Origin of the sequence: Novosphingobium sp. PhB165 (assembly GCF_004341845.1) — a bacterium.
Lineage (GTDB): Bacteria > Pseudomonadota > Alphaproteobacteria > Sphingomonadales > Sphingomonadaceae > Novosphingobium.
In genome coordinates, this window is record NZ_SLVB01000008.1 from 65,086 (window position 1) to 86,387 (window position 21,302).

The 21,302-nt window shown below is 62.1% G+C and carries 17 protein-coding genes; 10 read left to right on the forward strand and 7 right to left on the reverse strand.

Annotation, left to right across the window (positions count from 1 at the left end; genetic code table 11):
* Window positions 1-28: 28 nt before the first annotated feature.
* Window positions 29-526: a DUF2141 domain-containing protein gene (locus tag EDF56_RS20680; protein WP_132391098.1), complete on the reverse strand. Its 498-nt coding sequence runs from the start codon at window positions 524-526 to the stop codon at window positions 29-31.
* Window positions 483-2,411 (reverse strand): 1-deoxy-D-xylulose-5-phosphate synthase, encoded by a 1,929-nt coding sequence (gene dxs, locus EDF56_RS20685; protein WP_132391099.1) that lies wholly within the window; start codon window positions 2,409-2,411, stop codon window positions 483-485. Before dxs ends, EDF56_RS20680 begins: the two co-directional genes overlap by 44 nt.
* Before the next feature lie 451 nt (window positions 2,412-2,862).
* Here dxs and EDF56_RS20690 point away from each other — a divergent pair, with 451 nt between their 5' ends.
* Window positions 2,863-4,209 carry a gluconate:H+ symporter gene (locus EDF56_RS20690; protein ID WP_132391100.1) on the forward strand — a complete coding sequence of 449 codons (1,347 nt, stop codon included), beginning with the start codon at window positions 2,863-2,865 and terminating at the stop codon, window positions 4,207-4,209.
* A gap of 17 nt (window positions 4,210-4,226) precedes the next feature.
* The gene (locus EDF56_RS20695) at window positions 4,227-4,904 is read left to right on the forward strand and encodes an FCD domain-containing protein (RefSeq protein ID WP_132391101.1); all 678 of its coding nucleotides are present in this window, start codon (window positions 4,227-4,229) and stop codon (window positions 4,902-4,904) included.
* Between the two features lie 9 nt (window positions 4,905-4,913).
* On the opposite strand, the gene arcC is transcribed toward EDF56_RS20695, so the two are convergent.
* The 3 genes from arcC to EDF56_RS20710 all read right to left on the reverse strand — a co-directional run bounded on the left by arcC (window position 4,914) and on the right by EDF56_RS20710 (window position 7,389).
* Complete coding sequence (gene arcC, locus EDF56_RS20700; RefSeq protein ID WP_132391102.1) at window positions 4,914-5,852, reverse strand: carbamate kinase; 939 nt, start codon at window positions 5,850-5,852, stop codon at window positions 4,914-4,916.
* Window positions 5,853-5,886: 34 nt separating this feature from the next.
* On the reverse strand, window positions 5,887-6,330 hold the full coding sequence (locus EDF56_RS20705; protein ID WP_243652742.1) for a DUF2147 domain-containing protein: 444 nt from the start codon (window positions 6,328-6,330) through the stop codon (window positions 5,887-5,889).
* Window positions 6,331-6,495: 165 nt separating this feature from the next.
* Window positions 6,496-7,389 (reverse strand): LysR family transcriptional regulator, encoded by an 894-nt coding sequence (locus EDF56_RS20710; protein ID WP_132391103.1) that lies wholly within the window; start codon window positions 7,387-7,389, stop codon window positions 6,496-6,498.
* A gap of 76 nt (window positions 7,390-7,465) precedes the next feature.
* On the opposite strand from EDF56_RS20710, the gene EDF56_RS20715 reads away from it, so the two are divergent.
* The 8 genes from EDF56_RS20715 to EDF56_RS20750 all read left to right on the forward strand — a co-directional run bounded on the left by EDF56_RS20715 (window position 7,466) and on the right by EDF56_RS20750 (window position 18,172).
* Window positions 7,466-8,074 carry a pyridoxamine 5'-phosphate oxidase family protein gene (locus EDF56_RS20715; RefSeq protein WP_132391104.1) on the forward strand — a complete coding sequence of 203 codons (609 nt, stop codon included), beginning with the start codon at window positions 7,466-7,468 and terminating at the stop codon, window positions 8,072-8,074.
* Window positions 8,071-8,481 (forward strand): VOC family protein, encoded by a 411-nt coding sequence (locus EDF56_RS20720; protein ID WP_132391105.1) that lies wholly within the window; start codon window positions 8,071-8,073, stop codon window positions 8,479-8,481. The genes EDF56_RS20715 and EDF56_RS20720 overlap by 4 nt, the downstream gene beginning before the upstream one ends.
* A gap of 67 nt (window positions 8,482-8,548) precedes the next feature.
* Window positions 8,549-8,881 (forward strand): hypothetical protein, encoded by a 333-nt coding sequence (locus EDF56_RS20725; RefSeq protein ID WP_132391106.1) that lies wholly within the window; start codon window positions 8,549-8,551, stop codon window positions 8,879-8,881.
* A 108-nt stretch (window positions 8,882-8,989) separates the two neighbouring features.
* Window positions 8,990-9,826, forward strand: a complete 837-nt coding sequence (locus EDF56_RS20730) for a glycine zipper domain-containing protein (RefSeq protein ID WP_165912298.1) — start codon at window positions 8,990-8,992, stop codon at window positions 9,824-9,826.
* 241 nt (window positions 9,827-10,067) lie between these two features.
* Window positions 10,068-11,528 (forward strand): Wadjet anti-phage system protein JetA family protein, encoded by a 1,461-nt coding sequence (locus EDF56_RS20735; RefSeq protein WP_132391109.1) that lies wholly within the window; start codon window positions 10,068-10,070, stop codon window positions 11,526-11,528.
* On the forward strand, window positions 11,521-12,267 hold the full coding sequence (locus EDF56_RS20740) for a DUF4194 domain-containing protein (RefSeq protein ID WP_132391111.1): 747 nt from the start codon (window positions 11,521-11,523) through the stop codon (window positions 12,265-12,267). The genes EDF56_RS20735 and EDF56_RS20740 overlap by 8 nt, the downstream gene beginning before the upstream one ends.
* On the forward strand, window positions 12,264-15,689 hold the full coding sequence (locus EDF56_RS20745; RefSeq protein WP_132391113.1) for an SbcC/MukB-like Walker B domain-containing protein: 3,426 nt from the start codon (window positions 12,264-12,266) through the stop codon (window positions 15,687-15,689). The genes EDF56_RS20740 and EDF56_RS20745 overlap by 4 nt, the downstream gene beginning before the upstream one ends.
* Window positions 15,690-15,916: 227 nt before the next feature.
* Complete coding sequence (locus EDF56_RS20750) at window positions 15,917-18,172, forward strand: FdhF/YdeP family oxidoreductase (protein ID WP_132391114.1); 2,256 nt, start codon at window positions 15,917-15,919, stop codon at window positions 18,170-18,172.
* A gap of 145 nt (window positions 18,173-18,317) precedes the next feature.
* Here the strand turns inward: EDF56_RS20750 and EDF56_RS20755 are convergent, their stop codons facing one another.
* Both EDF56_RS20755 and EDF56_RS26655 read right to left on the reverse strand, forming a co-directional pair.
* Window positions 18,318-19,211 carry a CsgG/HfaB family protein gene (locus EDF56_RS20755; protein ID WP_243652743.1) on the reverse strand — a complete coding sequence of 298 codons (894 nt, stop codon included), beginning with the start codon at window positions 19,209-19,211 and terminating at the stop codon, window positions 18,318-18,320.
* Window positions 19,212-20,175: 964 nt separating this feature from the next.
* On the reverse strand, window positions 20,176-20,892 hold the full coding sequence (locus tag EDF56_RS26655; RefSeq protein ID WP_132391118.1) for a cold-shock protein: 717 nt from the start codon (window positions 20,890-20,892) through the stop codon (window positions 20,176-20,178).
* Window positions 20,893-21,302 lie beyond the last annotated feature (410 nt).

Sequence of the window (21,302 nt, forward strand, 5' to 3'; positions counted from 1 at the left end):
AGCGATGCGGGCCCGAAACGCAAGGTTTTCACTGTCCGCCCGGTCCTTTGGCGCCCATGAAATAACGCAGATTGAAATGTATGATCTGCGCCGCGCCATCGAAGTGGAACGCGGCTTCCGAGAATTTGGGTGGGCCCAACACGATTTTAGCGTCGTTGGAAAACCCAACTCCTTCCTTCGGAATGCCGAACAGCGCCCGATCCACCTTGCCGTTGCTGTTTTCGTCCAGAAAGGCCTGTGCGGCATAGCGTCCAGGCGGCAGCGAATGAACGAGGACGCGGGTGACGCCGACACGGGCAGGCGCTTCGCCCGAGAACGGGCAATCATCCTTCAGAAACTGGCTCTCAGGGCAAATGGCGACACGTACGTAGCCCTTACTGACGCGAACATTGCCGACATCGACGGTAAGCACGACGCCACCGTCGCTGGCGGGCGGTGATGCTCCCAGCAAACAGGGCGCAAGGCACGCAAGGACTTTCAGCTTAGGGAATGTTGGATTCACGGTGCCATTGAAATCCTGAGTCATCCTGACCAAGCGCACCGAGGACCATGTCAACAATGGCCCCCGCATCGAGCCCGGCGTCGGCATATTGTTTCTCGGGCTTGTCCTGGCTTTGGAAGATATCGGGCAGACGCATCGTGCGGATCTTCAGACCGGTATCGATCAGGCCAAGGTCGCTCGCCAGCGTCAGCACATGTGCGCCCAGGCCGCCGATGGAGCCCTCCTCGATGGTGACGGCAACCTCGTGCGTGACCAGCAGCTTTCGGATCAGATCTTCATCCAGCGGCTTCGCAAAGCGCAAGTCGGCCACAGTGGTGGACAGTCCCTTGGCCTCCAGCGCCTCTGCGGCCTTCAGTGCCTCTTCCAGCCTCGTGCCGAGCGACAGGATGGCGACCTGCCGCCCATCCCGCACCACGCGGCCCTTGCCGATCTCCAGCCGCTCAGGCGTCTTCGGCAGTTCCATGCCCACGCCATTGCCGCGCGGATAGCGCACGGCAATGGGGCCTTCATCATGGACAGCGCACGTGTGAACCATGTGTACCAGCTCGACCTCGTCGGCTGCCGCCATCAGCACCATGTTGGGCAAAGTCGCCAGATAGGTGATGTCGAAACTGCCCGCATGGGTCGATCCATCCGCGCCAACCAGTCCCGCACGGTCGATCGCAAAGCGCACGGGCAGATTCTGGATCGCCACATCGTGCACCACCTGATCGTAGGCACGTTGCAGGAAGGTGGAATAAATCGCGCAAAACGGGCGCATGCCCTGCGCGGCCAGGCCTGCGGCGAACGTCACGGCATGCTGTTCGGCAATGCCCACGTCGAAAGCGCGATCGGGAAAAGCTTCCGCGAATTTGTCGAGCCCGGTACCCGCAGGCATCGCGGCGGTAATCGCGCAGACGCGCTCGTCACGTGTCGCCTCGGCGATCAGCGCTTGGGCAAAAACGCTTGTGTAGCTGGGCGGCCCCGGTGGCGCCTTGGCCTGTGTGCCGGTAACGACATCGAACTTCTGCACGCCATGGTACTTGTCCGCCGCCGCCTCGGCCGGGGCATAGCCTTTGCCCTTTTGCGTCACGACATGGACAAGGCACGGCCCCTCTGCCGCATCGCGCACATTTTCCAGCACCGGGATCAACTGGTCGAGATTATGACCGTCGATCGGACCGACATAGTAGAAGCCCAATTCGTCGAACAGGGTCCCCCCCATCGCCATGCCGCGCGCGAAGGATTCGGTCTTGCGCGCGGCGATGTGCAGCGGACGAGGCAGCCCCCGCGCCAGCTTTTTGGCGAGATCGCGCAGGCCCAGAAATTCGCGGCTCGATGCCAGCCGCGCCAGATAGGCCGACAATCCGCCGACAGGCGGGGCAATCGACATGTCGTTGTCGTTGAGGATCACGATCAGCCGGTTACCCGCCTGACGCGCATTGTTCATCGCCTCATAGGCCATCCCTGCGGACATCGATCCGTCACCGATGACCGCAATCGCCTTGCCGTGCTCGCCGCTCAGCTTCTTCGCGACCGCGAACCCCAGCGCAGCGCTGATCGAGGTGGAACTGTGAGCCGCGCCGAAAGGATCGTACGGGCTTTCATCCCGCTTGGTGAAACCGCTCAGTCCGCCGCCCTGCCGCAAGGTCCGAATACGGTCACGCCGGCCCGTCAGGATCTTGTGGGGATAGCATTGATGCCCGACATCCCACACCAGCCTGTCGCTTGGCGTGTCGAACACATAATGGATGGCGGTGGTCAATTCCACGACGCCCAGACCGGATCCCAAATGACCACCGGTGACACCCACGGCGGAAATGACTTCCTGCCGCAATTCATCAGCCAATTGCCGCAACTGTTCAGGTTGCAATGCGCGTAAATCCGCAGGCCAGACTACCTGATCAAGAAGGCTCGGCTTTGGCGTCATAAGCTTGGGCTCCCTGAATTCAGCAGGCTGCACAGCGCTCGATACCCGAAGAGCTAAATCAACTGATCGGCAGAAGCTATATGAATCATGTCATTGAGGCGGAATGAACAAGGTTCCCACGCGAAACCGGGCCTCCGGGCGCGTTGGATCGGCGCGAAAAGAGCGACTTCGCTTGCAGCCGGGCTCTGAAGACTTGCCAAACCCAAGCGGGTTGGCCGTGGGCAAACGATAATTGGTCTGACAGATTTTGATGAAATCTGACGGAATGGCGAAATTCTGTAGATTATGCCGATGTCCCGGCTATAGCCTGTCCAACAGATCCGGGTCGAACCATGACACCGGCCGAACGGGAAAAGAGGGAGAGGTAAGGAATGGCGCTGTCATTTTGCCGGGCACGAGCGCTCGGCAGGAGAAGGATTGCCGCGTTCCACGCATCCGAAGCGGGCCGGTCATGACCCCTGAAGACGTCAGGCTCATCCTTTCCGCCGTGGCGGGCATCGCATTGTCGATTACCCTTATCGTACGCGGCCGCCTCCACCCCTTCGTCGGGCTGCTCTGCGGCGCCTTCACGGTCGGCATACTCGCCGGAATTCCGCTGGATGAGACCGCAAAGGCCGTGGAGAAAGGTGCCGGCACTATCCTTGGCGGTACCGGACTGGTCGTTGCCCTGGGGCTTGGCCTAGGTGCCATGCTGCAACTGTCGAACGGCGCGGCTGGACTGGCGCGCGCGGCACTGGGCGTGTCGGGGGTCAAAGGGGCGCCATGGGCCAGCCTTTTCACCGCACTGCTGATCGGACTGCCGCTGTTCTTCGAAACCGGCCTCGTCCTGCTGCTGCCGATCATCGCCTCTGCCGCCGCGGCGCTTCCGAAGGGCCTCGACGATGACGAATCCAAGCTGCGCCTGATGCTGCCCGCGCTGGCGGGGCTCTCGGTGGTCCATGCGCTCGTGCCGCCGCATCCGGGGCCACTGCTGGCGGTCAACGCGCTCGGCGCGAACCTCGGCCTGACGCTCGCCTACGGGCTTTTGGTGGGCATTCCCACCGCCGTGATCGCCGGACCTGTGCTCGCTCGCTTCACCGTGCGCGGCGTCAAACTCAGCCCGCCCCTGCTCGCGCCCAAGACGATCGACATAGACACGCCCTCCGTCGGCCGCGCGCTGACTGCCGTCCTGCTGCCGGTCGTGCTGATCGCCGCAGGGCAGGCCGTCGCCATCGCCCCGCCCCCCGTCGCAGCCCGATTGGCCTGGCTGGGCTGGGTAAGCAATCCGGTCATCGCCCTGCTGCTCGCCAACCTCTTCGCCTTGCCGCTGCTGTTTGGATGGCGCCTTGGTGAGCGCCGCATCCAGGACGCGATCTGGCTGGAAGCGATGACCCCTGCAGGCGGCATCCTCCTTGCCATCGGCGCCGGCGGCGCGCTCAAGCAAGTTCTGGTGACCGCCGGCCTGTCGGACATGCTGGTTCGTCTTGCCGGTGACGGCGCGATCTCTCCCCTGCTGCTTGCGTGGGGCGTGTCTGTCTGCATCCGTCTCGCGACCGGCTCGGCCACGGTCGCCACAATCACCACGGCGGGGGTCATGCAAGGTCTGGCCGCCAGTTCGGGTGTCGAACCCGAGTGGATGGTGCTGGCCATCGGTGCCGGATCGCTGTTCTTCTCGCACGTCAACGATCCGGGTTTCTGGCTGGTAAAGAGCTATCTCGGCACCGACATGCCCGGCACTTTCCGCACATGGTCGATCATGGAAACCGTCGTCGCCGTGGTCGGGCTATTGCTGGTACTTCTGGCCAGCAGTGTGTTCTAGGACAGGCAAAAGCTTCGATGAACCAGTCACGGCTTTCCGATCACGCCTATGCAGGCATCGTCGAGATCATCAAGTCGCGGAACCTCGAAGTCGGCGCGCGATTGCCCTCCGAGTCGGCACTTGCCGAGATGTTCAGCGTCTCGCGCGCAATCGTGCGCGAGGCGCTGGTCCGGCTAGCATCGGACGGTATCACCGAAGCCCGCCGCGGGGCGGGCTCGTTCGTCAAAAGCCGTCCTTCGGAGCGACTGGCGGCGTTCATGCCGATGAGCGAGCTTTCCGCGACGATGGGCAGCTTCGAGGTGCGGTTCGTGCTGGAAGCGGAAGCCGCCCGGCTCGCCGCGACCCGGCGCACATCGCCGGAGATGGCCCATGTCGAGGAAGGCATGGACATGCTGCGCTCTGCCCTGCTGTCGGGCGCGCCGGCTCATGCCGAGGACATGGAACTCCACCGCCGCATCGCCAGTGCAACGGGCAATCCCGCATTCCTGATCGCCTTCGACGCGCTCCGATCCGGCATCGAGAAAGTCATGCGCGCGGGCCTCGATATCTCGCGCGCCCGGCATCCGGACGTCATTGCCACCATGCTGCGCGAGCACGAGGTGATCGTGGAAGCCATCCGGGTGCAGGATGCCGATGGCGCGGCGTTGGCGATGCATTGGCATCTCTGGGAAGGACGCCGCCGGCTGATGCCGTAAATAACGCCATCAATGAAACGTCGTTTCCCCCGCGTGGATATCGACCGTAGTCCCCTTTTCGCGCCGGATCGCTGCCGGAACATCTCCGAGTGCACAAATTACCGCGCGCTGGCCCGTCGCACGGGCGAAATCCTGCGCCGCTTCGACTTTGGGGCCCATCGAGCCCGCCGGAAATTCATAGCTGTCCAACGCATCCGGTGTGATCGACCGGATACCGCGCTGTCCGGGTTTGCCCCAGTCCAGATAGACCGCATCCGTGTCCGTCGCGATGACAAGGCAATCGGCGCCGATCACCTTGGCAAGCAGGCAAGATGCCAGGTCCTTGTCGATCACTGCCTCAACGCCAATCAGCCGGTGATCGGTGGGGGACTTATGCATCGTCGGAATGCCGCCGCCACCGGCCGCGATCACCGTGGCCCCCTTTTCGAGCAGCCATTCGATCGCCTGAGTCTGAACGATGTGCTTCGGCTTCGGTGAGGGAACGACGCGCCGCCAGTGAGCGCCGTCCACCTTCATGGTCCATCCGTTCGCGGTGGCGGCGGCTTTCGCCTGATCCGCAGTATAGAGCTTGCCGATGAACTTGGCAGGATCGCCGAAGGCAGGATCGTCGGGATCGACCTCGATCATCGTCAACAGCGTGACGATGTGATGTTCGAACGGCAGGATATTGCCCAGTTCCTGCTCGATCATATAGCCGATCATCCCCATCGTCTCGCTGACGAGCACGTCGAGCGGATAGTCCTCGATGTCGGTGTTCAGCACTTCCTGCAAGGCAAGGAGGCCAACCTGCGGGCCATTCCCGTGCGTGATGACGGTTTGCTCGGTCTCGCACAGTCCCGCCAAGGCTTCGGCGGCGACGCGTGCATTGCGGCGCTGGTTTTCAGCCGTCATCGGCTCGCCGCGTTTCAGCAGTGCATTGCCGCCAAGCGCCACGACTATGCGCCCCATCGCACCTCGCCCCGAAGCCTCAACCAGCCTTGCTTTAATTCAGCCGCGTCCAGGTTTGGGATCGGCAGCCGATATTTCCGGTAAGGCAGCCTCTCCCTTCCAGCCGGTTGTGATCGAGCATCGTGACTCTGCCCGAGAACGTGCGATTCATGTCAGGCACGAACACCCGGCCACGCCACACGCCGGGCTTCTCCTGCGTGAAATCCCGGAAGAGGTTCATGCCCACCAGGTTATTGGTGCCGCCGCGCTTTGCATCAGCCTTTGCCTTGTCGTTTGCCCAAACGACCACGCCGCACATCTGATTGCCGCACCGTTCAGCGCGAACATGCACGCTGTTCTGAGGATTCTTCCAGACTCCCAGAGACTGACTGTCTGACTTTGCCCAAGCAGGCGATGCCAGTACCAACGAGATTGCCAAAAGCAGGTAACGACCCATAGCGTGGACCTTCCCTTCGTTGCGCAGCACCCTTTCGGTCATCTCCGCAGGCCCGATCAGCGTTGCCGCTGAGCGCATTCTCACCGATGGAGTTTGCCTTTGTTCGCCGCAGTTTCAGACTGCCGAAGCCGGCAAGGTCGCGCAACTCAAATCTGGTCCGTGATCCGAATGACAGCCTGCGTGAATGTCTCAACTTCGGGTTGCTCGCTAACTCCACGCTCTTTGCCGCGCCCGCTCGCGCATGACATCGATGAATGCGCGGACCGAGGGCATCGCCGCGCGACCGGCATCGTAGAGCAAATTCACCGGCATCGGCGCAGGCGCATGATCCGCCAGCACCCGGACCAGTCGCCCGGCCGCAATGGCTCCGGCCGACTGATAGCTCAGCACATTGGCGAACCCGAGCCCGGCCTCAGCCGCCTCGATCGCAGCATCGACCGTATTGACGGTGAGGCGGGGCACGATTTCAACGGGTGGCTCATCCTTGCCCCCGAACGGCCAGGCGCTGCCGATCCGGACACCGCTGCCGACGATACAGCTATGGCCTTTCAGGTCGGAGGGGAGTGCCGGAACGCCGTGACTTGCGAGATAGGCCGGGCTCGCCACGATCGTCTGCTGTACCGACCCGATTGCGACAACGCGCAGCGCGCTGTCTGCAAGCGCTCCGATCCGCACGGCCACGTCGATCCCTTCCTCCACGATGCGCACATTGCGGTCGAGCAACATCATCCGCGCGCTCAAGCCGTCATGTTTTGCCAGAAGCGCGCCGATCGCCGGCAGCACGTGCAGCCGCCCGAACATGACCGGCGCAGTGATATAGAGTTGCCCGCGCGGCACCGACCGTCCGCCCATGACGACCTGCTCCGCCTCACGCAAGTCGGCCAGTATCCGGCGCGCCCGGTCGAGAAAGGCCGCGCCTTCGTCCGTCAGCGAAACTGCCCGGGTAGAGCGGTGAAACAGAGACACGCCAAGGTGCCGCTCCAGCGCCGCGACGGCCCGCGTCACGGCCGGAGGCGAGACGTCCAAAGCACGCGCCGCCGCTGCGAAGCCGCGCTTGTCTGCCACCGCGACAAACGCGGTCAGAGTTTCGAAGCGATCCATTATTCTCCAAACCGGAATAGTGAATGCCAATCTTCACCGATTATAATGACAACGGCAATGCATTACGTTCCGTCGCATGGCACAGACTTTCCTCCACACCATGTTCGGCCCCGGGTCCCGCGCCTTGCAGGAGGCGGCGGGATCGCGCAGCTCTTACGCGCGAATGGAAGCCCACGCGGGCGAAATGGACATCCTGACCGAGCGGGAGCTGGACTTCATCGCCGCCCGTGACAGCTTCTACATGGCTAGCGTCAGCGAAGACGGCTGGCCCTATATCCAGCATCGCGGCGGTCCGGCCGGGTTTCTTCGGCAGATCGCGGGCAATCGCATCGGCTTTGCCGACTATCGGGGCAATCGGCAGTATCTGTCAGCCGCAAACCTCGCCGCTGACGACCGCGTATCACTGTTCCTTATGGACTATCCAAGCCGCCGCCGGCTCAAGATGATCGGCCATGCGCATGCCAGCGAGGACCCGGCGGACATCGCGGCGCTGATGGTACCCGACTACGACGCCGAGCCGGAACGGGCTTTCGTGATCGACGTGGTCGGTTTCGACTGGAACTGCCCCCAGCACATCACCCCGCGTTTCACCGAAGCACAGATCGCGCAGGGCACCCGACCCCTGCTCGATGAGCTGGCCCGGCTGCGCGCCCGCGTCTCCGAACTGGAAGGAATGAACTCATGACCGGCACACTCACACACGGCGTCCATCACGTTGGCCTGACTGTCCCGGATCTCGATCAGGCGCGCGCGTTCTTCTGCGGCGTTCTGGGGTTCGATGAAGTCGGCGGGGTACCGGACTACCCCTCGATCTTCGTGTCGGACGGCGCCGTGCTGCTGACCCTTTGGCGCGCCGCAGACCCGATGACCGCCCGCGCATTCGACCGGCGCGCCAATATCGGCCTGCACCACCTTTCCCTGGCCGTGGCGGACGACGATGCGCTGGAAGAGGCATGGCGCAAGGTGAGCGCTCATCCGGAGGTCATCGTCGATGTCCCGCCCAGCCCGATCCGGCCGGGGGCAACGACGCGTCATTTCCTGGTGTTCATTCCCGGCGGCATCCGGATGGAATTCGCCACACCCTTTGCGTGAAGCGATACCCCGCGGATCCGACCGGAATTCCGCTTGGGGAAGGCTATTGCCGGCGGTGCCAGACCCGATGGGCGATGCGCACGATGGGCGCGCCGCACCGGCTGCAATCGCTTTCCCAGCGAACACCGTTCCAGCGCGCATGTTCGCCCCGGCCGTGCTGATTGAAGTGGCACAAAATTCGCGCCGCAATTGCGATCATTCCAAAGTCCATATGTCTTTTCGCGTCGCACCCAGACTCTCCGATAATGCGAAGCCGGACAGGTCACGCGTGATGGAAATCACGTCGATTTGCTTCTCCCTCCCCTCTCCCGACCGCAGGATGCGCGCAGCGGATCTCGGCCCGGCACCGCAACCGAAGGGTCTTTGCGACGCGCCTGTTACATTTGAAGATATTTCATAACATTGCGCGTCAGCGGCAGTTCACACTTGGAGTGGCAGATTCGCCGCTCGAAATTGGACAGGACGAGTGGACATGACTGGCAGGCTGCAAAAAGCAGGAGCGTATATGATGGTGGGTCTGGTCGCGGTCGCGACACCGCTCGCCTCCGCTTCGGCGCAGGACTACCCGCCGCCCGAATCGTCCGGCAATTATCCGCCTCCGCCGCCTGCGCCGAATGGTCAGGATCCGGGGCAATATCCTGCGCAAAATCAGAGCCAGTACGACCAGCAATACAGCCCGCCGTCGCCGGACGGCCAGTATCAGGGTCAATATCCAAACCAGTATCAGGGCCAGTATGGGGGCCAGTACGGTGGGCAATACGCACCGCCGCCGCCTGACAGCTATGCCGCTGCGGCGCCGCGCGGCTATGATGGATCGCAACCGCCCCCGCCGCCGCCGGGCTATCAGCAGGACCCGGCTTACGCGCAGCAGATCCAGCAGGATCGCTATTACGAAGCCCGTGCCGAAGATTGGGCTCAGCGTTATTGCGTGCGTTCGGGCAACAATGCCGGATCGGGCGCCTTGATCGGCGGGTTGCTCGGCGCCCTGCTTGGATCCAGTGTCGCGGGGCGGCATGACCATGGCACGGGCGCAGTTGTCGGCGGCGCCATGGGTGCGGTAGGCGGGGCGGCTGTAGGCAGCGCCAGCACCGGGGAAACCAGCCCGGGCTGCCCGCCGGGCTATGTCATGCGCGGCGGCGCGCCGGCCTTCTATTACGAAGGCTATGGCCAGCCTTATTACTATGCCGCACCGGAATGGTATCGTCCGTGGATATTCATCGACAACCGCTGGACCTACCGGCCTTATCCCTATCACGCCTTTTATTATCGCCACTATAACTACGGTCGCCCGGGATACGGGTATCGGGGCGGTTATCACGGCTACTACCGCGGCCCGCATCGCTGACTGGAACATGCTTCGGCGCGGGAAGGCGGCCCAAATACGGCCCTTATCGCGCGCCGGAGGATGGGTTCATCCCCTTCACGCGCAGCGCGGGCGTGAACGCCCGCGCTGCGCGATGCTATAACATGTTCATAGAAAATCGGACTTGGTTGCGGTCATAAACGGCGCGCTCTATCCGCCCCAACCCGCGCTGCGAAAGAACCGCCGCGCAGCGAATGGGCCGCCCACACCCGACAAGGTTACGATGTACGAAGCAAGCGAATCAGAGCAAGACGGTACAATAAAAGATACGTTGTTTGGGCATCTTCCGCCGAGTCTGTTTGGTATTCTGGCGTCCGCTGCCAAGCGTGACTATGCCCGGCTGATCTTGTGGATCTATCGCGAGTTCTTCGGAGAGAATTACGCCAAGCCTGTTCGCAAGGACGAGCTTGTTGCTTTCATTGCCGTGCAGATCGACAGGTTGTCCGATCTCGTGGAGGACTTTGCGGCAGACGCTGCAAACGCGGATGCAAGCCAGAACCCGAATAACGTCTATCTCCGCCTGAAGCAGGCCGGTTGGCTGGTCGAACATCGCCGCGGATATGTGCAGATGGTCGATCTTGAAGCCTCGGTTTCGATGCTTCTCGAAACGCTGAGCGCGATCGAAGAGGGCGAGGCAGTTCATTTCGGCGGCACGATCGCCGCGCTCGAAAGCGTCATCGAGGGACTGGGCGACAACCCGCTCGACAAGGCGTCATCCCTGGCGGACAGCGCTGCGCGGGCACGTCGTTTCCAGCAGCACCTGTCGGCCATCATCGGCAATTTGCGCGCACATGAGCAGCGCATCGTTGCCGATCCCCAGCCCACGCGGATCCTGGCAAGCTTCTTTCAATTCGTCGAAGAAGTGCTGATCTCGGACTACCGCGCCATCAAGACGACCAACAATCCGTTTCGTCATCGTAATCGGATCATCCAGATCATTTCCGATTACGAACACGACAATGAGATCGTTGCCGCCTTTGCCGAGGGGTATGTCGCCCAGGGGCTTGCCTCCTCGTACGAAATCGCGATTTCCAAAGTGCGTCAGCATCTCGGGCAGGTGAAGCGGATCTTCGATGCCGCCGAGGAACGCCTGGATGACATCGACGCCTTCCGCAGCCGTCTGGAGCAGCGGATTGCCCGGACCATCAGCTATATGAACGAGATAGATGGCTCGACCCTCGTACGCCTGACCCATTTGCTGCGCGATGTCGGCGCGACCGACCTCGATTGGGACGCCCCGCTTCCCGTTCCCTCCGACCTCGCCGATCCGGTGCGTCACTGGGGGCCCGGAAACCTGGCCAGCCCATCATCGCGGCGCGTCACGGCAACGCCTACCTCGGTACAGAAAACGCAAATCGACCCCGCGCTCTACGCCTACGACCGGGCGCAACAGGCCTATCTGGTCCGTCTCTCCGTCACCCCGGACAAGATCGCCGGCTACATCGAGCGCAACCTCGGATCCGCGGCCGAACTTCATGCCCGCGATTTTGTCGTCGAAACACCCGAGGATGCCCTGCTTCTGCAAGGGGTCCGGCAACTCGATATGTTCGGCAGCAAGGAATTGCTGCGCCGGTTCCGCGTGTCACACGATCACGACACCTTGGTAGACACCGATTGGTCGGCGTTTTCGGCCTTCAGCGTCTTCCGCAATCTTCCCGAAAATCTGGAAATCGATCATGGCTAACGCAACGCTCTACGATCTCGAAGAGCTGCTCGACCGTCCTCAGAACCGCGATCTCACCAAGGAGATGATGGTCAAAGCGGCAGATCGTCTGTTGGCGCAACAGTGCCTCTTCCGCGACGATTACAATGCCTCGGGAACCTATGACCTGATCGTGCGCCACAAAGGCTATTTTGGCGGGCTGTTCGATGCACTCGGACGCGACCTCGTGATAAAGCCCGACGAGATGATGATCGAACTGCGGCCTCAGGACAGCCTGACGCGCACGATGCTCTCGCTCGACGAGACGATCATTCTCCTCGCGCTACGGGCCACCTTCGAGCAAGGCGTCGTCTCGATGAGCCAGGAAGAGTTCGGCCTTATCGCGACCACGTCCATGGAAGTTCTGGAGCGCTACGACCAGTGGGTCGCACGGCCCCGACCGCCATGGCCACGCGTTCGCAAGATCCTTGAGGCATTCCGCAAGCGCCGCTTCATCGACCTTGGCGAGGATATTCCGCTGGAGAACGGGGTTGCCATCACCATCCGGCCGGCGATCCGAAGCGTCACCGGCGAGGCCTATCAGGCGCGGATCGCGGAGTGGATTGCCGCCACCCATGCGCGGCAGGACACCGCAGAAATCCCCGGAGGGCTCTCCGACTTCGCAGAAGATGACGGCGACGACGGCGCCCCTGCCGATGACGCCGCCTTTACATCGGACGAGGGCGAAGACGCCCTCGCGGACGAGGCAATTGCGCAATGATCAAACTCAGCCGCATCAATCTGATCAACTGGTACACCTTTGAAAGCCTGACTATCGATGTGCGCGGCAGCACGTCGTTGATCGGCCCGAACGGGGCGGGCAAATCGTCGATACTCGACGCCATCCAGGTCGTGCTGACGGGCAACAACAGGAATTATTTCCAGCTGAACGCCAGCGCCAACGTCACGGCCGGCCAGACGCGCAAAGTCGGCGAACATCGCTCGGTGTTCGATTACTGCCTTGGCAGGGTCGCCGGAGAGACGCTGCGGAGCAATTGCATCAGCTACGTTTCGCTCGTGTTCGAACGGGAGCGCGACGGTAAATGCTGGACGATCGGCGTCGGCATGAGCGCCGTGGAAGGACAGCAAAGCGAAGAGGTACTGGGGGCGTTCATCGCGCCCGATCAGGCCTTGCGCGACACCGATTTCCTTCAGGACATCGACGGCAAGCCCTATGTCGTGCCGTACGACGAACTGATAACGCGGCTCCGTCGCGTGCCGGGGTTCGATAATCTCGGACATCGCCCGACCCATTTCACCCGGCGCGTGCTCATGGCGTTGGGGGGCAAGGGCCATCATGCGGATGCCGAGAAGTTTCTAAAGACCCTGAAAAACGGTCTGCGCATCCGCGAGATGAAGTCGGCGACCGAGTTCGTGCGCGAATTCCTGCTCGATCCGGCCGGGCTCAATATCGAGGAGCTGAGAAAGTCGGTCGCAACCTGGCGCGGCCTGCTCAAAAAGATCGATGAGCTGGAGAAGCAGAAGCAACAAGTCACCGAAGCGGTAACAGCCTACCGCGAACTGCTCGACCGCATGTCGGAAGAAGTCCGCATGCGCTGGGTGGCAGGCAAGGCCGAACGCGACCGACTGGCCGAGCGGGTCAAGGCGGTAACCGACCAACTCGCCCGCAAGCAGGAAGAGTGGGAACTGGCCGAGCGCCGGGTGAAGCAAACCCGCGAGGCGCTCACCCGGACGCAGGACGAGATCAAGGAAATCACCCGGGCTCTCGACAACGATAGCCGGGAGCAGGCGATCCGGGGGTTTCGCGAGATCAACCTGCCGAATGCCGAGCGCGCGCATACGGATGCCGAGCAAGCTTATCAGGCTTATTTCGCCTCCGTCGCGGCCGCGGCCAGCCTCGCCGACAAACTGGTGCTTGTCTATGCGCAGGACGAATATCAACAGGCGCGCGATGCACTGGCGGCCTTGCGCGCCAGAGTAGGCGGCGAGACGAGCCTTGCAGCGCGCGATGTCGATCAGATCGTTCATCGGACTCTGAAGCCGCTGGAGCGCTATGCCGTCGCAGCTCAGGGCGCACGGGACAACCACGTCACCAATCTCGTCGCGCTCAGATCCCAGATCCGCGAAAACCGGGAGCAGTTGCAGCGTCTCTCCGGCGGCAAGGCGCTGATCGCGGACCCGACATTGCGGCTCATTCAGTATCTGGCCGCGCACGACATCGAAGCCACTCCTATCGCTGAACTCGTCGAGGTCACAGACGAGCTTTGGACCGACGCCGCCGAAACGCTGCTGGGTGCGGCAGGCGAAGCGCTGGTGGTCGAGCCCGATCAAGCGCAGCGCGCGATTACCCTGCTGCGCCAGCAACGCCGGGATTATCCCGGCACGCAGATCGTAAACACCACGAAGACCGGAGAAATTGGACAAGCGCCGACCGCAGGCAGCCTGGCCGACATCATCGCCACCGAAAGCGTTCATGCGCGGGCCTTCATCAACCGCCGGTTGAACGCGGTGCGCCGGGTCGACAGCGAGCACGATTTGCTCCGCTTCGACCGCGCCGTCACGCCCGACTGTCTCGTCGCGTCGGGCGGCTCGATCGAGAACCGTCGCCCGGCCCGGGTTCACCGGCTCGGCAAGGACGCCAACCGCAAGAATATCCCCCTCCTCGAAAACCTGCTGGAATCGCAGGAGCGTGCCTATGCGCGTCACGAGGCTGACGCCGCAGCGCTGAAGGGTCTTATCGAAGGCATCCAGAAATTCCTGGAGGTCGGCGGCAGTCGCAACCTCGAAGAGCTGGAACGCATTCGCCATAATGCCGCTGAAGCGGTCGCACAGATCCGGGACAACATCCGAACTCTGGAAGGTGAGCGGCCCGTTGAAATTCAGGAACGCCTCGAAGGGCTGAAATCCGATCTCGAAGATCTGCGTCAGCAACTTGAAGCCGACGCGGCCGCCGAACGGGTCGCAGGCCCCATGGTGGGGATTGTGAAGGAAAAGCTGTCGGGCGCCGAAGCAGGTCTCGAAAAGGCGCAAGGCGTTTTCGCCGACCGCGATATCCTGCCGTCCGACGAGCGCGACGCGGCCATGGCCGATTTCGAACACCTGATGCGCGAGCAGGGCGGGCTGCTCGAAAACGTGCAGATCGCGGCGCAGGACAATGCCGCCAGAGCGCGCAGCCGCGTCAGTCACCTGGCAGTGCAGGCGCCGCAGAAAGCTTACGCTTACGCCTTCGAAGCGGGCATCGCCGACCAGTTCCAGCGCGAGGCCCTCCCGGCTATCCAGCTGGAATGGCTGGAGAAGCAGCTGGCGGCCATCGTCAACAACGCGTTGAGCGATTACCGCGAGCAAGCCCAGGAAGCGCGTACGTCGATCGAGACGTCGCTCAAAACGGACATGCTGGTCAAACTGCATGACCGCATCGAAGGCGCGAAACGGCAGATCCGCAGTCTCAATCGCAGCCTCCAGATGCGACCGTTCCATGGTGAACTCTATCGGTTTGACGTGAAGCCCGATCGCTTCTTTGCCGAGATCGTAGAGATTGCACGCCGGGTGCAACTCAACAGCATCGATGTCAGCACGCTGTTCGACGATGCAAATTCGGGAATCGAACCGAGTCTGATGAAAGGCGTCGAGCGCATCAAGCGGATGATCGACGAGGGCGACAACGTCGAGCAGATCAGCGATTATCGCAATTATCTGCACTTCGATCTGCAAACCACCACGCTCGACGGCGAGCGCGTCACTTCGGACTACGCCAAGCGCCAGGGCAGCGGCTCAGGCGGCGAGAAGCAAGTACCATTCTACATCGCCATGGCCTGCGCGATGTCGAACGTGTGCCACTCGTCGGAAGACAATCGGGACAGGCTTGGGCTCGGGATCATCCTGTTCGACGAGGCATTCAACGCGCTCGACGGCGGAAACGTGAACAGCTGCCTGGCATTGCTTCGAGAGTTCAATCTCCAGGTCATCGCCTGCGCGCCAATTGAAAAGCTCGGTGTATTCATGGAGCAAATGGACACCGTTCTCTCAGTTCGGCGCATCGGCACCACGACAATGCTCTATGCCGACTATCTCAAGGACGCCGGCCGCGAGGCGTTCCGCGAGGCTAATCCCGGCAACGAACCCTTTGACCTCTTCAAGGAGAGATACTCGCAGGAAGCACAAGCCGCCGATGCTGCCCAGTGACGTGCCTGACTTATAAGGGGACTTACCGGCGCGGCCAGCCCGCCTGAGTACTGACGCTGGGGCAACATCGATGGCGCAGGATCGCCACCGACACTACCACGTTTCCGTCAGCAATAGCGCGTTTGGTCACATCGTGCTTGAACCCTTGGCGGAATCATCCACCATCCCTGCGAAGCTGGAATCCGCCGAACGAGCGGGATCGAGAATAACCAGAAGGAACCCCAGCAATGGCCGACAATCGAACCGCCGATGACACGCTAGAGGGCATCAGCGACTATAAAGGCCCAGCCGGCGGCTGGGGAGCGCTGGGCGCCGTCGCACGCACCGTGCGTGAGCAGATGAAGGCCAGCCCCGATACCCGCGCGCTGTTGCAGATGAACCAGCCGGACGGGTTCGACTGTCCCGGCTGCGCCTGGCCCGATCCCAAGCACACGTCCTCGTTCGAATTCTGCGAGAATGGCGCCAAGGCGGTGACTTGGGAAGCGACCGTCAAGCGTGTCGATCCCGACTTCTTTGCCCGCCACACGGTCAGCGAGCTGTGGACTTGGAGCGATCACGCGCTGGAGGACGCGGGCCGCCTGACCGAGCCACTGCGCTACGATCCCGAGACCGACCATTTCGTGCCGATCCCATGGGACGAGGCCTTCGCGCGCGCCGGAGCGGTGCTTCAAGGGCTGGACCATGCGGACGCCTGCGAATTCTACTGCTCGGGCCGCGCCTCCAACGAGGCGGCATTCCTTTACCAGCTTTTCGCGCGCGAGTTCGGGACCAACAACTTCCCCGACTGCTCTAACATGTGCCACGAGGCGACGAGCGTGGGCCTGCCCAAGTCCATCGGCATCGGCAAGGGCACGGTGACGCTGGAAGACTTCGACCACGCCGACGCCATCTTCTGCATCGGCCACAATCCCGGTACCAACCATCCGCGCATGCTCTCCACGCTGGCCGCAGCATCGAAACGGGGCGTGCCGATCGTGGTCGCCAACCCGATGCGCGAACGCGGGCTTGAGCGCTTCAAGTCTCCGCAGCATCCCACCGAGATGCTCTCCACCCACGCGACGCCGCTGGCCTCCGCCTATCATCAGGTGCGGATCGGCGGCGACATGGCGATGCTGAAGGGCATGATGAAGCTGGTGATCGAGGCGGATGCGCTCGACCATGCCTTCATCGCCGAACACACCGAGGGGATCGAGGCGCTCAGGGCCGATCTCGACGCGACCTCGTGGGATTGGATCGAGACCACGTCCGGCCTGACCCGCGATGCCATCGAAGCGATGGCGAAAGTCTACATGAACGCCGAGCGGGTGATCGTCTGCTATGGCATGGGCATTACTCAGCACCGCCACGGCACGCAGAACGTGCAGTCGATCGCCAACCTCCTGCTGCTGCGCGGCAATTTCGGCAAGGCAGGCGCCGGGATCTGCCCGCTGCGCGGCCATAGCAATGTGCAGGGCGACCGCACGGTGGGCATTACCGAAATCCCGGCCGAGGCCATGCTCGAACGGCTAGACGCCGCCTACGGGATCGCCACCCCCCGCAAACACGGCCACAACGCGGTGGAGGCGCTGGAGGCCATGCGTGACGGGCATTCGAAAGCACTGATCGCGCTGGGCGGCAACCTTGCCGTGGCCATGCCCGATCCCGAGGCCTGCTTCGCGGCTGTACGCAAGCTGGACCTCTCGGTGAACATCCTCACCAAGTTCAACCGCACTTGCCTGCTGATCGCCAAGGAAACGCTGGTGCTGCCCTGCCTCGGCCGGACGGAACTGGACGTGCAGGCGGCAGGCCCGCAGTTCGTAACCGTGGAGGACAGCATGTCCATGGTCCACGCCTCACGCGGGAAGCTGAAGGCGCCGGGGCCGCACGTCCGGTCCGAACCTGCCATCGTCGCGGGTTTGGCCAAGGCGGCGATGCCGCATACACAGGTGGACTGGGACGCGCTCGTGGCCGACTACGACCGCATTCGCGAGGGCATCGAGCAGGTCTATCCCGACTTCCACGATTTCAACATCCGCGTGCGAGAGCCCGGCGGCTTTCGCCTGACCATCGGGCCGACCAACCGCGTGTGGAGCACGCCCAGCGGCAAGGCGCAGTTCATCGCCCATCCCATCGTGCCGCACGAAGGCGCGCGGCCGCTGCTGCTCACCACGATCCGCAGCCATGACCAGTACAACACCACCATCTACAGCCTCGATGACCGCTATCGCGGCGTGACCGGGCGGCGCGACGTGATCTTCGCCAACGAAGTGGACCTCAGCATGCTGGGCCTTGCCCATGGCGACGTGGTGGACGTGACAACGCCCTCCGGGCGGGCGCTCAAGGGCTTTACGGTAATCAAGCACGCCATCGCCCGCGGTTCGCTGGCGGCTTACTATCCGGAGGCGAACTGCCTTGTTCCGCTGGAGGATTTCGATCCCGCCAGCGGCACGCCTGCCTACAAATCGATCGCGGTATCCATGTCCCGATCGACGGCGGATGCATAAATGCAGGAAGTGTCGCTTCGTACATCTCAATAGCCGGTCGCTGCTCAGTCCAGCGGGCGGCGGCATGCCGCGCCGACTGAGCGCTGCCGGCTCTCTTCAATGAGGCCGGCAGCGTCAGGCGATTATCGGGCCATTGGGCCGGGAATTACTGGGTCGGCGCGAGCTTGGTATTGAGCACCCAGCCGACATTGTCGTTCTCGTCGGCGATTTCCCACCACAGGCCATTCTTTTTGCCGGTCGGGTAGACCATCGCACCCGATGGCAGGGTGCGAATGACCCCGCCGGCGGCGGCCGTCTTGTGCATCGCGACCGGCCCGATCGCCGTGAAGGTCTTGGTCGGGGCAGCCTCGGCCGTGGCAGCCGAACCCGGCTGGAGCAGACCGAGATCGGTCACCATCTTCGAATAGGCTTGGATGAAGGCCATCGTCACGATCTTGCCGATGTCGGTATTGTCATACCCGCCGCCGACCGCGCCGATACCGCCTCCAAAGAAACCGGATCCGCCGCCCGCACCGAACGAGAGACTGTTCTTGACCGCATAGCCTTCGGCGGTCTGTACAGTCTCGGTGGTCCGCACGTTGGTGAGCGACAACACTGTGTTCGCCTCCATCTTGCGGCTATTGATACCGCCTGCCAGCGCTCCGAAGCGCCCTCCGACCAGACCGCCCACAAGACCACCGACGGAACTTCCGCTGGCGTTGCGGTTCGCGGCCTGAACCTCGGCCACAAGGACATAATCGGCGGCCTTGATCTGACCCACGCCGACATTGGCCCCGCGTTGCAAACCGAGGCCGTTGCCGATGTTGCGCTCCTGTTCGGCCGCGCGAAGGCCTGTGCCGCGATCGACCAGATTGAAGCAGCCCGACCGCTGGATCAGTACCTTGAGCAGCTTGGAAGGCGGCGCAAGGCTGAATTGGGTCCATCCAAACGGATCGTCTCCATCGGCTACCGATACGGTGCCCAGCTTGCGCTCACAGTGGGGAACGTCATTCTCGGCTGCGACCTGCGCCTTCTGCGCGCCCGTCGGCTGTGCAGCCAACGCCGAAGTGGAAGGGGCGAGCAAAATTGCGGCCGACGAAATTAAAGCAAACCGAAGCAATGAAGTCCTCCTTTTGGAAACAATAAATTATTCCATCAACACGAATATATTTGGAAAACATCTTCCGAACACGAATTATTTGAGTTCGGTCGAATAATATTTTTGAATATGATAATTTCTAAAAAATAAAATGCTATTTATCTGGATATTTATTTTAATTTTATTATTCTTTATTTTGTTTCGCGAGATTCAAAAAAATTCTTCCAATGCGCAATGCCGCCACCGAGAAGGCCAAATCGTTCGATTACAAAATGGGCACCCGGCATGTTCGGGTGCCCGTATATTCATTTTTCGTTATTTTTCATTAACAAACGGCTTTTCCGGACTTTGGCACTGCGAGGGACGGACCTCTCCCCAGTGCACGAGAGTGCTGTTGGCAGGCAGATGAAGCCCTCACCCCGCCCGCCCCAATCGGATCGATGGGAAAACGGAACGTCAAATCGACTGCTGGAAAATGGAATGCGGCCGCCGCCGCCCGTTGAGGATCCGCCATCCTGGTTGATCTATTCAGCGGCCTCGATGAATAAAGCCACCATTGCGGATCGACGATTGAGACGGACGTGTTGCGCTACAACGCGGTAAAGGCGGCGCCTTCTTCGCGAACGATCCGGGTGGTGGCCGTGGACGACCTGGGTCTGAGCGCGCGTTGCCAAGGGATCGGCAGCGTCCGACGAACAAACCATCCGGATATTCGGACAGCAGAACGCATCACGCGAAGACATGTCTCTTCGCGTCCGCTGAAATTCGAGTGGGGATGAATTTGGGCCCGCGCAGCCAGTCAGCCGAGCCCTACGCGGTGGAGAGACTTCGGACGTAGCCGCCCAAATCGCTCCACCGCGAGAACATTATCAGAGCATCAAGCTCCCGAGCCGTCTCGCAAGAGCGGCTCGCAGTCAGTGTAAACTCAGCGTGCCGCCAGGTTTACAGCCGAGGTCTTGCCACGGCGGTCGACTTCGATCTCGAACTCAAGCTGATCGCCTTCGTTCAAGCCCGAGAGACCCGCGCGCTCGACAGCGCTGATGTGCACGAAGGCGTCCGGCTGGCCATCATCACGCGTGATGAAGCCGAAGCCCTTCATGGAGTTGAAGAACTTCACGGTGCCGGTGGCCTTTTCGCCGGTCAGCTGGCGCTGCGGCGCAGCCGATTCGCGCTTGGCAACGGCGATCACTTCGCCCACGACCACCAGTTCGCTGGCCGAGATCTTGCCGCCGCGATCGACGAGCTGGAATTCAAGCTGCTGACCTTCGGCCAGACCGCTGAGACCGGCGCGCTCAACCGAGCTGATGTGCACGAACACATCGTCGCCACCGTCTTCGCGCTGGATGAAGCCGAAGCCCTTGTCCGAGTTGAAGAACTTCACAACGCCGCGGCCTTCGCCAACGACTACCGAGGGGGCACCGCCGCCGCGCGGGCCGCCGAAGCCGCCACCACCGCCGCCGCGCGGGCCGCCGAAACCGCCGCCGCCGCCAAAGCGATCGCCGCCGCCACCAAAGCGGTCACCGCCGCCACCAAACCGGTCGGAACCGCCGAAACGATCACCACCAAATGGGTTCGAATCGCCCTCTCCGAAACGATCCCGCTTGCCGCGGCCGTTCCCGCGATTTCCTCTGTCAAATGCCATGACTACGAACGTACCTTCGCTGCGCTCAGTAAAAAAATTCACCCATGCGCGTGGACGCAGCACGCAGGGCGTCAGGACGTAGTAGCAGGAAAAAAGCCCAGCGCGTACCTGTAAAGCGATTATGCCTATGGCAGCGGCAGAAGATCAATAGCTAAGTAATTCCGTAAGGCGGCCAATTTCGGTATCCGCCGCCGCCATCGCGAATGAGAAAAACCGCGAATTCCATCGCAAATACGGTGATCGGCGGCCTTGTCTGACCATATCGGACAGAGGTGATTCGAGCCTCGACAGCACATAATCCGGGTTTTCACCCTCCGAAAAAACCCTGTCGTATGCTACGAATTTTTGGGCATTTTCAATCCAGGCCTAAGCCCCTGAGAGTCTGTTGGAAAATGCCGGTCGGTGCCGGA

Bases quoted from the DNA above. Each gene is read 5' to 3' on its own strand.
- EDF56_RS20680 (WP_132391098.1), bottom strand. From the start codon at position 526: ATGACTCAGGATTTCAATGGCACCGTGAATCCAACATTCCCTAAGCTG.
- dxs (WP_132391099.1), bottom strand. From the start codon at position 2,411: ATGACGCCAAAGCCGAGCCTTCTTGATCAGGTAGTCTGGCCTGCGGAT.
- EDF56_RS20690 (WP_132391100.1), top strand. From the start codon at position 2,863: ATGACCCCTGAAGACGTCAGGCTCATCCTTTCCGCCGTGGCGGGCATC.
- EDF56_RS20695 (WP_132391101.1), top strand. From the start codon at position 4,227: ATGAACCAGTCACGGCTTTCCGATCACGCCTATGCAGGCATCGTCGAG.
- arcC (WP_132391102.1), bottom strand. From the start codon at position 5,852: ATGGGGCGCATAGTCGTGGCGCTTGGCGGCAATGCACTGCTGAAACGC.
- EDF56_RS20705 (WP_243652742.1), bottom strand. From the start codon at position 6,330: ATGACCGAAAGGGTGCTGCGCAACGAAGGGAAGGTCCACGCTATGGGT.
- EDF56_RS20710 (WP_132391103.1), bottom strand. From the start codon at position 7,389: ATGGATCGCTTCGAAACTCTGACCGCGTTTGTCGCGGTGGCAGACAAG.
- EDF56_RS20715 (WP_132391104.1), top strand. From the start codon at position 7,466: ATGGCACAGACTTTCCTCCACACCATGTTCGGCCCCGGGTCCCGCGCC.
- EDF56_RS20720 (WP_132391105.1), top strand. From the start codon at position 8,071: ATGACCGGCACACTCACACACGGCGTCCATCACGTTGGCCTGACTGTC.
- EDF56_RS20725 (WP_132391106.1), top strand. From the start codon at position 8,549: ATGGGCGATGCGCACGATGGGCGCGCCGCACCGGCTGCAATCGCTTTC.
- EDF56_RS20730 (WP_165912298.1), top strand. From the start codon at position 8,990: ATGGTGGGTCTGGTCGCGGTCGCGACACCGCTCGCCTCCGCTTCGGCG.
- EDF56_RS20735 (WP_132391109.1), top strand. From the start codon at position 10,068: ATGTACGAAGCAAGCGAATCAGAGCAAGACGGTACAATAAAAGATACG.
- EDF56_RS20740 (WP_132391111.1), top strand. From the start codon at position 11,521: ATGGCTAACGCAACGCTCTACGATCTCGAAGAGCTGCTCGACCGTCCT.
- EDF56_RS20745 (WP_132391113.1), top strand. From the start codon at position 12,264: ATGATCAAACTCAGCCGCATCAATCTGATCAACTGGTACACCTTTGAA.
- EDF56_RS20750 (WP_132391114.1), top strand. From the start codon at position 15,917: ATGGCCGACAATCGAACCGCCGATGACACGCTAGAGGGCATCAGCGAC.
- EDF56_RS26655 (WP_132391118.1), bottom strand. From the start codon at position 20,892: ATGGCATTTGACAGAGGAAATCGCGGGAACGGCCGCGGCAAGCGGGAT.